Origin of the sequence: Tersicoccus mangrovi, assembly GCF_036881825.1 — a bacterium.
GTDB classification, from domain to species: Bacteria; Actinomycetota; Actinomycetes; order Actinomycetales; family Micrococcaceae; genus Tersicoccus; species Tersicoccus mangrovi.
In genome coordinates this window covers 271,973-285,922 of the sequence record NZ_JBAJMW010000003.1, presented here as the reverse complement: position 1 = coordinate 285,922, position 13,950 = coordinate 271,973, and the positions used below count along the sequence as shown (strand labels likewise).

The window sequence follows — 13,950 nt, the reverse complement described above, 5'->3', positions numbered from 1 at the left end:
TCACGTCAGGAGGCATTCCATGCGCTACGCCGAGTCCGTTCTGGACACCATCGGCAACACCCCGCTCGTCAGGCTCTCGAAGGTCACCGAGGGCATCGCCGCCACGGTGCTGGCGAAGGTCGAGTACTTCAACCCGGGCGGCTCGGTCAAGGACCGGATCGCGGCCGCGATGATCGACGCGGCGGAGAAGTCCGGCGAGTTGAAGCCCGGCGGCACGATCGTCGAACCCACGAGCGGCAACACCGGTGTCGGGCTCGCGCTCGTGGCCCAGCAGCGCGGCTACCGCTGCATCTTCGTGTGCCCCGACAAGGTGGCCGAGGACAAGCGCGCGGTGCTGCGCGCGTACGGCGCCGAGGTCGTCGTCACCCCCACCGCCGTCGCCCCCGACAGCCCGGAGTCCTACTACGGGGTCTCCGACCGGATCGTCGCCGAGACGCCCGGCGCCTACAAGCCCAACCAGTTCTTCAACCAGAACGGCCCCGGGGCGCACTACGCCACCACGGGCCCGGAGATCTGGCGGGACACCGACGGGCGGGTCACCCACTTCGTCGCCGGCATCGGCACCGGCGGCACCATCTCGGGCACCTCCCGCTTCCTCAAGGAGGCTTCCGGCGGCGCCGTCCACGTGACCGGCGCGGACCCGCTCGGCTCGATCTACTCGGGCGGCACGGGCCGGCCCTACCTGGTCGAGGGCGTCGGCGAGGACATGTGGCCGGGCGCCTACGCGCGGGACCTGGTCGACGACGTGATCGCGATCGACGACGCCGAGTCCTTCGCCATGACGCGGCGCCTGGCCCGCGAGGAGGGCCTGCTGGTCGGCGGGTCCTCCGGCCTGGCGGTCGCCGCGGCGCTGAAGGCCGCGAAGGACCTGCCCGCCGAGGCCGTCGTCGTCGTCCTGCTGCCGGACTCCGGCCGCGGCTACCTGCAGAAGGTCTACTCGGACGCCTGGATGCGTTCCCTCGGCTTCGCGGACCCGCACAGTGAGACCACCGTCCGCGAGGTGCTCGCCGGCAAGAACGGTGGCCTGCCCGCGCTCGTGCACGCCCACCCGTCCGACACCGTCCACGACGCCATCGAGATCATGCACGAGTTCGGCGTCAGCCAGCTGCCCGTGCTCTCCACCGAACCGCCCGTCGTCCTCGGCGAGGTCGTCGGGTCGCTCGACGAGCGGTCCCTGCTCGACGCCGTCTTCACCGGCACCGCCCGGCTCGCCGACGCCGTGAGTGGGCACCAGGGCACCGGGCTGCCGCACATCGGCATCCACGAGGACGTCGACACCCTGCAGCAGCGGCTGCGCTCCACCGACGCCCTGCTGGTCCTCGAGGAGGCGAAGCCCGTGGGCGTCGTCACCCGCAGCGACCTGCTGGCGTTCTACGCGAAGGAGGCATGACATGCCCGGCTTCTCCACCCGCGCCATCCACGACGGCCAGGTTCCCGACTCGCGGACCGGCGCGGTGATCCCCCCGATCTTCATGACGTCGACGTTCGTCCAGGACGGCGTCGGCAACATGCGCGAGGGCTACGAGTACTCCCGCTCCGGCAACCCGAGCCGGGATGCCCTGCAGACGCAGCTGGCCAGCCTCGAGGGCGGCACGCGCGCCTTCACCTTCGGCTCCGGCCTGGCCGCGGAGGACGCGCTCGTCCGGGCCGTCCTCAAGCCCGGTGACCATCTGCTCATGGGCAACGACGTGTACGGCGGCTCCCACCGGCTCATGAACCGGATCTGGGCGCCCTGGGGCATCGAGCTGTCGACCGTGGACGTCGCCGACCTCGACGCCGTCCGCGCCGCGATCCGCCCGACCACGAGGATGCTCTGGGTCGAGACCCCGTCCAACCCGCTGATGACCATCTCGGACGTCGCGGCCCTCGCGCAGATCGGCCACGAGGCCGGCGCCGTCGTCGTCGCGGACAACACGTTCGCGACGCCGGCGCTGCAGCAGCCGCTGTCCCTGGGCGCGGACGTCGTCGTGCACTCGACCACCAAGTACATCGGCGGCCACTCCGACGTGGTCGGCGGCGCGCTGGTCGTCGGCGACGACGCCGAGCTGGCCGAGGGGATCGGCTTCCTGCAGTTCGCGGTCGGGGCGATCAACTCGCCGATGGACGCGTGGCTCACCTCGCGGTCGCTGAAGACGCTCGACGTGCGGATGGAGCGGCACTCCGCGAACGCACAGCGGGTCGCCGAGGCGCTCACCGGCAACCCGGCCGTCTCGCAGGTGTTCTACCCGGGCCTGCCGGACCACCCCGGGCACGAGCTCGCCGCCCGGCAGATGTCCCGCTTCGGGGGCATGGTCTCGATGCGGCTGGCCGGCGGCGCGCAGGCGGCGCTGGACCTGGTCCGGCACACCGAGCTGTTCGCCCTCGCCGAGTCCCTCGGCGGGGTGGAGAGCCTGGTCTGCTACCCGTCCGAGATGACGCACGCGTCCGTCAAGGGCACCGAGCTGGCCGTCCCGGAGGATCTGCTGCGGCTCTCGGTCGGCATCGAGGACGCGGACGATCTCGTCGCCGACCTCGAGCAGGCGTTCGCCGCGATCGGCTGACGCCCCTTTCTCCCGAACGACGTCATGTCGCGGTGTTCAGGAGGAGGCGGGCTCCCGCACGAGCAGCGTGGTGCCGCGGTGACCCCCGAGGCGCACCGGCAGCTTCCCGCCGTCGACCCGGCCGACCGTCTCGCCCGTGAACGCGTCGATCACCCGGGCGCCGTCGGGCAGGTGCTCCGAGGCGATGCCGCCCTCGACGTCCTCGGTCGAGAAGTTCAGCACCGTGACGGCGAGGGCGTCCGTGGCCGTGCGCTGCACCATCGCCAGCAGCCCCGGGTGCGGGACGGCCGGGACGTCGAGCAGGGAACCGGCGGCGATGCCGTGCCGCTCGCGGATCTCCAGCACCCGGGCCAGGCGCATCGCGAACGAGCTGTCGTCCGCGAGCTGGTCCGGCAGGGACGCGTAGAGGCTGCGGGCCCGGGGCAGACCCGAGCCGGACATCCGGGTCTCCGACATCGAACCGGCCAGGTCGTGGGCGCCGCGGTTGACCCAGCGGGTGTCGCCGTGCGCGATCAGCGACTTGACCTGGTCCTTCTCCAGCGGCAGCACCCCGCGCAGGTCCCAGCCCGAGAGGGCGAAGACGCCCGGCTGCAGCGCGTTGTACATCGCCAGCAGCAGGTGCGCGTTGCGGATCCGCTCGACGTCGTCCTCGGTGATGGTGTCCAGGTCGCTGATGCCGAGCGCCGCGGTGATGACGCTCGCCGTCGTGCACGCGATGCCGTTGGTCGTGAAGACCAGGTTGTAGGGCGCGGCCTCGCCCGTGATCCGCTCCCGCAGCGTCGACTGCACCTGCTCGGCCAGCTCCGCACCCGTCAGGGACCGGCCGCCGAGTTCGAAGACCTCGTCCCGGTGCCGCGTGACGAAGTGGACCAGCTCGTACGTCAGCTCGTCGTGGTTCTGCAGGGCGTGCACGAGGCTGGCCTGGTCGACGCCGATCTCCATCGCCTGGTGCAGGGTCAGGCGGAGGAACTCGGTGTCCTGCGTGACGAGGGCGTGGTGGTAGCCGGGCCGGGTGACGAAGTCGTAGGAGAGGTCCGGGCCGACGGCCGAGGTGGACTGGATGTCGTCGATGCTCAGGTTCAGCTCCTGGAACGTGAACCCCCCGACCTTGCGCACCATCGAGCCGATCAGCTGGTTGGCCGCCTCGGAGAGGGGATGGCCCTCGGACCAGCCCGCCGCCTCCTCGACACCCTTCTCGACGCCGAGGAACCCGTTGGCGTCCAGGCGCAGGGCGCCGGTGCCGAGGTCGAGCAGCGAGTGCAGGGCGTCGCCCATCACCAGCCGCATCCCCGAGAAGGTGGGGTCCAGCCAGTTCAGCGACGGCTGGCCGTCCTTGAAGTAGTGCAGGTAGACCCAGCGGCGCACCTGGCCCGTCGTGTCGACCACGGGGCGCGTGACGCTCCAGTTGGTCTCCTTGACGCCGGGCTCGTAGAAGATCACGCGCTGCAGCTCGCCGATGATGTACCCGGCCTCCTGCAGCGCGCGCTCGGCCGCCGGGTCGATGTTGACCGAGTCCTTGCCCTCGGGCACGTCCGGCAGCAGGTGCCAGTCCGACTCCGGGACGTCGATCATGTGGTACAGCCCCGGGTAGTCCCGGTGGTTCATCTCGGCGAGTCGGAAGTCCGCGCCCTTGCCGGTGTGGCCGGGCACGATGTCGTCGATGATCGTGCCGTTGTGGTCCTTGGCGGTGATGCACATCGCCCGGAACTCGTCCTCGGTGCCGAACAGCGGGTCGATCGCCATGCTGACCCGGTCGAAGTGGCCGTCCACGCTCGGCGTGTACTCCCATCCGTCGAGGCCGCCGGCACGCTTGACCGGGCCCGTGTGGATGGCGTCGATGCCGATCTTCTCGAAGGCCTGCCACAGGCGCGCGTCCCCGAGGGTCGCGAGGAAGGACTGCCCCGGGCGGGTGATGAGCGAGAGCGGGTAGGCGGTGAACCACACGGACGCGGTGCTCACGGCCTTGCGCGGGTTGGGCCGCGCGTACGGGTTCTGCCACATGCTCGCCTGGCCGGAGAGCTGCCGGGAGAGCGTCTTGGCGTCACCGAGCATGGACTGGCCCCGCAGCCACTCGACGTAGGCGGGGTTGGTGCCGACGGGTTCGAACGGCGGCAGCGTGTCCCCGAACTGCTGGTTGCGGCGGGCACGCGGGCGGGCCTGCCGCGGACGGGCGGGATAGAAGGCCTCGTCGTAGTTCACGTCGGTCGGTTCGGCGTCCTCCGCGGTGGGCGGGGGGACGTCGACCAGGGGCAGGGGAGTCGTCTCCGGGGCGGGCTCGGCAACGGTCATGCGTGGCTCCTCCAACGGGTCCATCGAAGCGATCGGGGTCGGGGTCGATCGGGCGGTGACGGGGCGTGCGGACCTGCCGCGACGCCATCGCGCCACCGGTCTTTCATATCACTGCTGACCGCCGCCGCCGGTGCCGGGCCGTCCGCCGACCACGACATCGCCCCTCCGCCGGCGGACCGGGGGAGGGGCGACGTCGTGGTGACGATGGCCGCGAGGCGGCCGGGACGCACGGGGTTCAGCCGGCCTGCAGCCGGACCGGGTGCGCCTCCCGCATGCGGAGGAGCCGCGCCACGCAAGCGTGCCGGTCCATGGTGACCGGGTGCGGATCCTCCAGCTCCAGGTATTCGTGGTCGAGCTGCATGACCACACGGCTGTGCAGGACGTGCAGCTCGGCCGTGGACAACCCGTCGAGGTCCTCGGGAAAGTCGTCGTCGACCATGCATCTGATCGACTCCGAGGACGTGGTCTCGGTCATCCTGCCTCCTATCCAGAGTGCGGGGACCTGGGAAGGACGGGATCACTCTAACGAGTCCGGTGCGCCGGCGGGAGGGCCGGGCGGGATCTGAGTGGCCCGGACGACGTCGTGCGGAGGCCGGTCAGGAATTATCCGTCCGGCCCGCGGCCTGTACGAGGGGTGAGTGAAACGACCGAGAACGCCAGCAGCCCGACCACCAGCACCCCGACCCCCGGCCCCGAGCGGCGCACCGCCCTCGTCGTCGGCGCGAGCGGCATCACCGGGTCCGCCCTCGTCGAGCAGCTCACGGCGGCCGACTGGGACGTCCTGGCCCTCTCGCGCCGTCCGGCGTCGACGCCGGGCGTCCGCGGTATCGCCGCCGACCTGCGCGACCCGGAGAGCCTGCGCGCCGCGCTCGCGGGCCAGGCGCCCACTCACGTCTTCTTCACGGCCTGGCAGCGGATGCCCACCGAGGCCGAGAACATCGCCGTCAACGGCGCGATGGTGCGGGACCTGCTCGCCGCCCTCGACCACGCCCCGCTGCAGCACGCGGCGCTCGTCACCGGACTCAAGCACTACCTCGGGCCGTTCGAGGCCTACGGGCAGGGCACGATGCCGGAGACGCCCTTCCACGAGGAGGAACCCCGACACGAGACGCCGAACTTCTACTACGCGCAGGAGGACGAGCTGTTCGCCGCGGCCGCCCGGCAGGGCTTCTCGTGGTCCGTGCACCGCTCGCACACCGTGATCGGCCATGCCGTCGGCAACGCCATGAACATCGGCCTGACCCTCGCGGTGCAGGCGACCCTGGCGAAGGAGCTGGACCTGCCGTTCGTGTTCCCGGGCAGCGAGACGCAGTGGAACGGGCTGACCGACATGACCGACGCCGGGGTCCTGGCCGAGCAGATGATCTGGGCCTCGACCGATCCCGCCGGCGCGAACGAGCCGTTCAACATCGTCAACGGCGACGTCTTTCGGTGGCGCTGGATGTGGCCGCGCCTGGCCGCGCACCTCGGGGTGCCGGCGGACCGGGTCGTCGGCTACGCGGGCGAGCCCCGGCCGCTCGAGCAGCAGATGGCCGAGCACGAGGCGGTCTGGCCGGGCATCGCGGCGAAGCACGGCCTCGCGGAGTCGGACATCACCCGGCTCGCGTCGTGGTGGCACACCGATGCGGACCTCGGCCGCGACCTCGAGGTGGTCACCGACATGGGCAAGAGCCGCGCCGCCGGCTTCACCGGCTACCGCCGCACCGAGCAGGCGTTCGCCGACCTGTTCGCCCGCTACCGGGCGGACCGGCTGATCCCGTGAGAGCCGCAGCTGCGGTGATACTGGCGGCATGACGTCGACGATGCCGGGCGCCTTCTCCCGGCCGGAGGGTGAGCGGGCCGGTACCGACCTGCTCGTCATGCTGCACGGCTACGGCACGGGCGAGGAGCGGATGGAGTCCCTGTTCGCGACCCTGCCGGCCGGGATCACCGCGGCGGCCCCTCGCGGGAGCCTGGACGTGGGCGGCGACGTCGGCTGGTACCTGATGGATCCGGGCCTGCGCACCGACCAGGGCCAGGTGATCACGGCCGCCTCCGGCGTCCTCGCGTGGCTCGACGGTGTGCTGGCGACCGGTCCGTTCCGCAGCGTCAGCCTCTTCGGGTTCTCCCAGGGCATGGCGATGGCGACCATGCTGCTCCGCTTGCGCCCGGACGGGTTCCGGTGCGTGATCGGCATCGGCGGGTTCGTCCCGGAGGTCGAGCTGCTCGCCGTGACCGAACCGCTGCCCACCCGGGTGCCCTACCTGTGGCAACGCGGCACCGCGGACCGGGTGATCCACCCCGGCGCCCTGCGGTACACCCGGGAGTGGCTCGAGGAGAACACCGTGCTGACCCGGCGCGAGTTCGACGGCGCCCGGCACGTCATCACGGCCGCCGAGATGATCGAGACCGACCTGTTCCTCCGGGAGCACGTGCTCGACGCCGAGTGAGGGGTCGCGCGCGTTTCGGTCACCGGACATGCCGGAGGCCGCCCAGGATCATCCCGGGCGGCCTCCGAACGAGCGGGAACCTCAGAGCCAGCGCGGCGCCGCTCCGGCAGCGGAACCGTCCGCGACCGTGACGCCGGAGTCCTGGCCGTCCGGCACGCGGCCCGAGGCCCAGCGCACCAGGTCCGGCAGTGAGCCGCGGACCTCGGTCACCGACCCTTCAGCGGCGTCCTCGGCCGCCCCGAACCGCTGCCCGTCGTGCTCGCCGCCGGTCACGGTCAGGACGTACGCGTCGCCCCGGGTCTCCCACGTGCGGGCGATCTCCGGCAGCAGCCGCCGCAGCACGTCGGTCGGGACGTCGGTGAACCGGGCGCCGTTGTCCAGGTCGATCGCGTGCAGCCACACCTCGCGACTGCGCATCCACACGGTCTCCGACACCGGCACCATGCGGCCCTGCGCCGTGCGGACCTCGGCGGTCCACTTCGCGTCGGGCAGGTCGCGCCATTCCACGGACAGGTGTACCGCCGAGTGGTCGAACAGGTTCAGCAGCGCGATCGGCTGCAGCGTGGCGCCGAGCTCGATCTCCCGGTTTCGGTACTCCATGTCCGGGTACATCGGCGTCTCCACGCCCGTCGCCGCCCACTCGACCAGCCGGGAGATCGCCCGCGCGTTGTACCCGACGTGCGCGATCAGCTGACGCCGGGTCCACCCGGGCAGCAGCGACGGTGCGTCCATGTCCGCGTACGAGAGCTCGCCGAGCTTGCGGGCGAAGAACGCCGTGCCCCGGCGGGCGGTCAGCAGGTCGCCGCGGACCTTCTCGTCGGTGACCAGGTCGTGGCGGGCGACCACGCTCAGGCCCCCGCGGTGGCGGACACCTGCGCGCGGGCCGCGTTGACCAGCTCGCCGATGCCCTCGATGCGCGTCGTCACCGTCTGACCGTCGGTGATGTACACCTCGGGCGTGCGGGCCCGGCCCACGCCCCCGGTGGTGCCGGTGAGGATGAGGTCGCCAGGGTTGAGCGTGATGATCTCGGAGATGTAGGAGACGAGGAACTCGGGCCCGTGCACCAGGTCCCCGATGGAGCCGACCTGCATCTGCGCCCCGTCGACCTCGGTGGTGATCGCGGCGTCCTTCGCCACCTCGTCGGTCGTGACGACGACGGGGCCCACCGGGGTGGAAGCCTCCCACATCTTGCCCTGCAGCCACTCCTTGGTGCGGAACTGGTAGGAGCGCATCGAGATGTCGTTGGCGACGGTGTAGCCGGCGATGTACTCGCCGGCGTCGGCCTCGGAGACCCGGCGCGCCTTCCTGCCGATGACGACGGTCAGCTCGGCCTCCCAGTCGATGGCCGGGTCGGCGTCGGGCAGTTCGACGTCGTCGTACGGCCCGGTCAGTGTCTCGGCGAACTTGGCGAACAGCGTCGGGTATTCCGGCAGGTCGCGACCCATCTCCTGGATGTGCGAGGCGTAGTTCAGGCCGACGCACAGCACCTTGGACGGGTTCGGCACGACGGGGGCCAGGTCCGCGCCCTGCACCGGGTGCTGGGCGCCGTTCGCGGCGGCGGCGATGCCGCGCCAGTCGGGCTGGGCGAACAGCTGTCCCAGGTCGGCGTACCCGTCGATCTCGACGAACGCGTCCCCGTCCTGCCGGACGGCAACAGTACTGACGGCGACGGTGCTGTCGTCGCCTCCGGTGGACGTCGTGCGCAGGGTGGCGAGCCTCACTTGGTCTCTCCTTCGATGTAGGTGCGGTTGAAGGCGAGGCGCTCATAGATGGGCGCATCACCGAATCTGAAGAGGTCGAACTGGGTCTCGGCCTCGATGGACCAGGCGGCCCACGACGGGACGACGATCATGTCGCCCTTCTCCACCCGGTGGGTGGTGCCGTCGAGCACGAAGGCGCCGGTGCCCTCGAACACCTGGTAGACCGACGAGCCGACCTCGCGGACGGTGCGGGTCTGGACGCCGGCCCGGAGCCGGTGGAACTCGGCGCGGATGGTCGGCATGACGTCCCCGCCCGTGGTCGGGTTGGTGAAGCGGACGGCGGCGTGTCCCTGGCCCACGGTAGCCGGGTGCCCCTCGTCCTCGAGCGCGAGCTGCTCGGTCAGTGCCCGGTCCGTGTGCTCCCACCGGTAGGCGCCGATGGGGGAGTTGGTGGTGTTCTGCAGGCCCGACAGCGGGCGCAGGCCCGGGTGGCACCAGAGCCGCTCGGAACGGGAGATGTCCGGTGTGGCCTCGTCGGTCACACGCTCGGTGCCGAACTCGAAGAAGCCGGCGTCCATGCCGTGCACGAAGGGGATGTCGAGGCCGTCGATCCAGGCCATCGGCTGGTCCGTCTCGTTGTGGTGGCCGTGGAAGTTCCAGCCCGGAGTGAGCAGGAAGTCGCCACGGGACATCCGCACGGGGTCGCCGTTGACGACGGTCCACACGCCCTCGCCCTCGACGACGAAGCGGAACGCGTTCTGGGAGTGGCGGTGCTCGGGGGCCACCTCGTGACCGCCGAGGTACTGGATGGCGGCCCACAGGGTCGGGGTCGCGTACGGCAGGCCGTTCAGGCCCGGGTTGGCCAGCGCGATCGCGCGGCGTTCGCCACCGCGGCCGACGGGCACGAGATCCCCGGCGCGAGCGGCCAGCGGCAGCAGGGTGTTCCAGCGCCACACATGGGGGACGGCCGACGGGCTGGGCACCATGGGCATCAGCTCGTCGATCTGCGTCCACAGCGGGATCATGTTCTCGTCTTGCATGGTGGCGTACATGGCCTCGAGCTCGGCGGCCTCCTCGGGCGTCGGCTCGGCGGCGACCATGGCGTTCTTCGCACTCTCGTGCGTCGTGGGCTCGTCGAAGACGGACATCGTGACCTCTTGGGGGTTCGTCGGCGGGGACGGCGAGCGACGTAGTCGCTCATCCGCCGTGTGCGGTGGCGGCCCGGACCACGTCCCTGTGGCGCGGGTCACGCGAGCCTTCGAACGACTCTAGGGCTGCGTCCACGGAGGATGAAAACAGTTCTGCTATCCGGAATCGAAGCAGGTGACCGTCATTCGTCCGGGTCGGCCAGGGTGGCGAGCTCTTCCTCGATCTGACGACGCCGTTCGAAGAGGACGGCGCGCACCGGCCGGGCCAGCAGACGGTCGGACCGGAAGGTGGGCGCGGAGATGCTCAGCGCTGCCACGGCCCGCCCGCTCGGTCCCCGCAGCGCGACGCCGAGCGCGCTCACCCCGCTCTCGGTGGCGTCGATGTTGGCGGCGAAACCCTGCTCGCGGATCTGGCCGAGTTCGTGCAGCAGTGCACTCAGGTCGGCCTCGCCGAGGGCGTCGCCGCCGGTCTCCGCGACGGGGGACGTGAAGAGCCGGCGCACCGCGTCGTCGTCGAGCTCGGCCAGCAGGACCTTGCCGCCGGAGGTGCGGTGGGCGGGCAGGACGGCGCCGCGGCGGTCCCCGACGCGCAGCACGTTGCCGGACTCGACGGTGAAGAGGAATCGTGACCTGGTGCCCACGCGCACGCTGAGGTTGACCGTCTCGCCGGTGTCCTCGCACAGGGTCTCCATGAACGGGGCGCACAGCGTCCGCAGCTGCCGGTTGCGGCTGCTGGTCACCGGGCCGACGCCGAGGGCCGGACCAGGCTGATAGCGCCGACCCTCGTCCTGCACCGCGAACCCGCGGTAGACGAGCATCGCCATCAGCCGGTGCGCGGTCGACGGCGCGATCCCCAGCTCCTCGGCGGCGTCCTTGAGGCGCAGCCGGCCGGTGTCCCGCAGCAACTGCAGCAGCCGCAGCGTGTTGTCCACGGACGTGAGGGCGTACGCCGGCCGCGTCTGCAACGGTGAATTCTGCACAGCAGAATGTTATCCCGCTCTCATCGCTGTGACCTCCACCATGGAACGCATGTCCTCCACCACCCCCGCGCCGACGACGACGTCGGCCGCACCCGCGCCGCGGCCCCTCGCGCCGCGCACCCTGATCGCGGTGATCGTCTGCTGGCTGCTCGTCGTCTTCGACGGCTACGACCTCATCGTCTACGGCACCGTCCAGAACCAGCTGATCAGCCGCACCGGCTGGGGCCTGAACGCCGCCTCGGCCGGGACCATCGGCTCCCTCGCCTTCGTCGGCATGATGATCGGCGCCGTCTTCGCCGGCCGCATGGCCGACACCTGGGGCCGCAAGCGCACCGTGCTCGGCTGCGCGCTCGTGTTCTCCCTCTTCACCGTGCTCTGCGCCTTAGCCCCCGGTGCGGCGGTCTTCGGCATCCTCCGACTGCTCGCCGGCATCGGCCTCGGCGGCCTCGTGCCGACGGCCAACGCGCTCGCCGCCGAGCTGATCCCGGCCCGCTGGCGCTCCATGACGGCCACCCTGATGATGTCGGGCGTGCCGATCGGCGGCAGCATCGCCGCCCTCGCGGGCCTCTCCCTCATCCCGACCTTCGGCTGGCCGTCCATGTTCCTGGTCGCCGTCGTCGCCCTGGTGATTCTCGTCCCCATCGGGTTCGCCGTGCTCCCGGAGACCCTGGCCACGGTGGGCCGCGACGCCGCCGCGGACGCCCCCGAGCACGACAAGCCCGGCTTCGGCCACCTGCTGCGCGCTCCCTACCTCGGCATGAGCATCCTCTTCGCCGTCGCCACCCTTTTCACCCTGTTCGCCTGGTACGGCCTCGGCACCCAGCTGCCCAAGATCATGGCATCCACCGGTTTCGACCTGGGCCCTGCCCTGCTCTTCACCCTGGCCCTGAACCTCGGCGCCGTCGCAGGATCCCTGCTGACCGCCTGGGCCGGCGACCGGTTCGGGTCGGTCCCCACCGCGATCGTCGCCGCCGTCCTGGCCGGCGTATCGCTGATCCTGCTGCTGACGCACCCGGGCTCCACCGGGTTCGTCTACCTGCTGCTGGTCCTCGCCGGCGTGGGCACCCACGGCACGCAGTGCCTCATCATCGCCGCGATCGCGGGTCGCTACCCGGACCACCTGCGCGGCACCGCGCTCGGCTGGGCGCTCGGCGTCGGCCGGATCGGCGCGGTCCTCGCCCCGCAGATCTCCGGCATCCTGCTGGCCACGAAGGGTCTGGACCCGGCGGTCAACTTCCTCGTCTTCGGTCTCGCGGCCCTCGTCGCGGCCGTCCTGCTGGTCGGTGTCCGTCGACACCGCGCGGCCACCGACAGCACCATCACGCGAAACGCTTCACTGGAGGTCAACTGAGCATGAACGACACCACCACGACCGAGGTCCTCGTCGTCGGAGGCGGCATCGGCGGACTCGCCGCCGCCCTGGGCATGGCCCGCAACGGCGCCGACGTCACCCTCGTCGAGCACGCCCCCGAGTTCGGGGAGGTCGGAGCGGGCCTGCAGATGGCCCCCAACGCCACTCGCGTGCTGCGCGACTGGGGCCTGCTGGAGAAGGTCCTCGAGGTCGGTGTCGCACCGAAGCACCTCGCGTTCCGCGACGCGACCACCGGCGCCGAGCTGCTGCGGCAGGAGGTCCAGGGCGAGTTCGCGAAGCGCTACGACGCGCCCTACGTTGTCGTGCACCGCACCGACCTGCACCGCATCATCCTCGACGCGGCCGCCGAGGCCGGCGTCACCCTGCTCAACGACGTCGAGGTGACGGGCACCGAGACCACCGGGTCCCGGGCCACCGCGACGGCCCGCGACGGCCGCACGTTCGAGGCCGACGTCGTCCTCGCCGCGGACGGGCTGCACTCGAAGCTGCGCGCCCAGATCGCCGACGACAAGCCGATCCCCTCCGGCTATGTCGCGTACCGCGGCGCCCTGCCCGTCTCCGAGGTGACCTACCAGTCGGACATGGAGGACGTCGTCGTCTGGCTCGGCCCCCAGTGCCACCTGGTGCAGTACCCGCTGCGCAAGGGCGAGATGTTCAACACCGTCGCCGTGTTCCAGTCCCCGGCGTTCCTGCGGGGCGAGGAGATCTGGGGCAGCGAGGACGAGCTGGAAGAGGCCTACCGGGACTGCGTGCCCGAGGTCAAGGCCGCCCTGGCGAACCTGTGGCGCGTGCGCAGCTGGCCGATGTTCGACCGGATGCCGATCCCCACCTGGGTCGACGGCCGCACCGCCCTGCTCGGCGACTCCGCCCACCCGATGCTGCAGTACCTCGCGCAGGGCGCCTGCCAGGCGCTCGAGGACGCGCGGGTGCTCGAGCGGATCACGGGAGAGACCGTGTTCGCCGGCGACGACGCCGACAACGCCGCATGGGACGACGCCCTCGCCCGGTACAACGCGGTGCGGGCGCCCCGGACGGCGCGCGTGCAGCGGACCGCCCGCGTGTGGGGCGAGTCGTGGCACGTCAGCGAGCCCGTCGAGAAGCTGCTGCGCGACATGCTGTTCGACAGCGCGAGCCAGGACGTCTTCCGGTTCACGGACTGGGCGTACGGCATCGAGGCGACCGACTCCCTCGAGCCGGCCGGCGGCCCGAGCGCGGCGATCGAGAAGATCGCCGCCGCGTCGGACGACAACGCTCCCGGACGCGGCCGCACCGCCGCCGTCGTGGGCGGCGACGCGGTGGAGGAGACCCCGGCGGAACTGAGCCACAAGATCGCCGTCTGACCCTTTCGTCCTTCCGGGGCACCGTCCGTTCGGCGGCCGCCCCGGTCCCGGCCCGACGGGTCCCCGCGCGGTAGGCGCCCGCGGGGATCCGTCGTCTCCACCTCCACCGACCACCCCGCCCGCCACCCGGCACGGCGGGGTGGTCAGTTCGC

The 13,950-nt window shown here is 71.6% G+C and carries 12 protein-coding genes; 6 read left to right on the top strand and 6 right to left on the bottom strand.

Translation table 11 applies throughout. The annotated features are described in order from the left end of the window. Positions 1 to 19 precede the first annotated feature (19 nt). A complete protein-coding gene (locus V6N00_RS07415; RefSeq protein WP_334231435.1) occupies positions 20 to 1,390 on the top strand; it encodes a cystathionine beta-synthase in 1,371 nt (456 codons plus the stop codon). 1 nt (position 1,391) lies between these two features. Continuing rightward, a complete protein-coding gene (locus V6N00_RS07410; RefSeq protein WP_334231434.1) occupies positions 1,392 to 2,540 on the top strand; it encodes a cystathionine gamma-synthase in 1,149 nt (382 codons plus the stop codon). A 36-nt stretch (positions 2,541 to 2,576) separates the two neighbouring features. Here V6N00_RS07410 and treS read toward each other — a convergent pair whose 3' ends face one another. Both treS and V6N00_RS07400 read right to left on the bottom strand, forming a co-directional pair. Next, the gene (gene treS, locus V6N00_RS07405; RefSeq protein WP_334231433.1) at positions 2,577 to 4,829 is read right to left on the bottom strand and encodes a maltose alpha-D-glucosyltransferase; all 2,253 of its coding nucleotides are present in this window, start codon (positions 4,827 to 4,829) and stop codon (positions 2,577 to 2,579) included. Positions 4,830 to 5,064: 235 nt separating this feature from the next. Then, positions 5,065 to 5,304 (bottom strand): hypothetical protein, encoded by a 240-nt coding sequence (locus tag V6N00_RS07400; RefSeq protein ID WP_334231432.1) that lies wholly within the window; start codon positions 5,302 to 5,304, stop codon positions 5,065 to 5,067. Positions 5,305 to 5,463: 159 nt separating this feature from the next. Between V6N00_RS07400 and V6N00_RS07395 the strand changes: the two genes are divergently transcribed. Beyond that, a complete protein-coding gene (locus V6N00_RS07395) occupies positions 5,464 to 6,591 on the top strand; it encodes an SDR family oxidoreductase (RefSeq protein WP_334231431.1) in 1,128 nt (375 codons plus the stop codon). A 28-nt stretch (positions 6,592 to 6,619) separates the two neighbouring features. Next, positions 6,620 to 7,258, top strand: a complete 639-nt coding sequence (locus V6N00_RS07390; protein WP_334231430.1) for an alpha/beta hydrolase — start codon at positions 6,620 to 6,622, stop codon at positions 7,256 to 7,258. Positions 7,259 to 7,339: 81 nt separating this feature from the next. Here V6N00_RS07390 and V6N00_RS07385 read toward each other — a convergent pair whose 3' ends face one another. The 4 genes from V6N00_RS07385 to V6N00_RS07370 all read right to left on the bottom strand — a co-directional run bounded on the left by V6N00_RS07385 (position 7,340) and on the right by V6N00_RS07370 (position 11,071). Continuing rightward, positions 7,340 to 8,104 carry a maleylpyruvate isomerase family mycothiol-dependent enzyme gene (locus V6N00_RS07385; RefSeq protein ID WP_334231429.1) on the bottom strand — a complete coding sequence of 255 codons (765 nt, stop codon included), beginning with the start codon at positions 8,102 to 8,104 and terminating at the stop codon, positions 7,340 to 7,342. Between the two features lie 2 nt (positions 8,105 to 8,106). Beyond that, complete coding sequence (locus V6N00_RS07380) at positions 8,107 to 8,979, bottom strand: fumarylacetoacetate hydrolase family protein (protein ID WP_334231428.1); 873 nt, start codon at positions 8,977 to 8,979, stop codon at positions 8,107 to 8,109. Next, positions 8,976 to 10,106: a cupin domain-containing protein gene (locus V6N00_RS07375; protein WP_334231427.1), complete on the bottom strand. Its 1,131-nt coding sequence runs from the start codon at positions 10,104 to 10,106 to the stop codon at positions 8,976 to 8,978. Before V6N00_RS07375 ends, V6N00_RS07380 begins: the two co-directional genes overlap by 4 nt. Positions 10,107 to 10,288: 182 nt before the next feature. Then, a complete protein-coding gene (locus V6N00_RS07370; protein ID WP_334231426.1) occupies positions 10,289 to 11,071 on the bottom strand; it encodes an IclR family transcriptional regulator in 783 nt (260 codons plus the stop codon). Positions 11,072 to 11,126: 55 nt separating this feature from the next. On the opposite strand from V6N00_RS07370, the gene V6N00_RS07365 reads away from it, so the two are divergent. Together V6N00_RS07365 and V6N00_RS07360 are read left to right on the top strand one after the other, a co-directional pair. Further along, complete coding sequence (locus V6N00_RS07365) at positions 11,127 to 12,437, top strand: MFS transporter (RefSeq protein ID WP_416385046.1); 1,311 nt, start codon at positions 11,127 to 11,129, stop codon at positions 12,435 to 12,437. Between the two features lie 2 nt (positions 12,438 to 12,439). After that, entirely contained in the window at positions 12,440 to 13,798 is a 1,359-nt protein-coding gene (locus V6N00_RS07360) for an FAD-dependent monooxygenase (RefSeq protein ID WP_334231424.1), read from the top strand. Positions 13,799 to 13,950 lie beyond the last annotated feature (152 nt).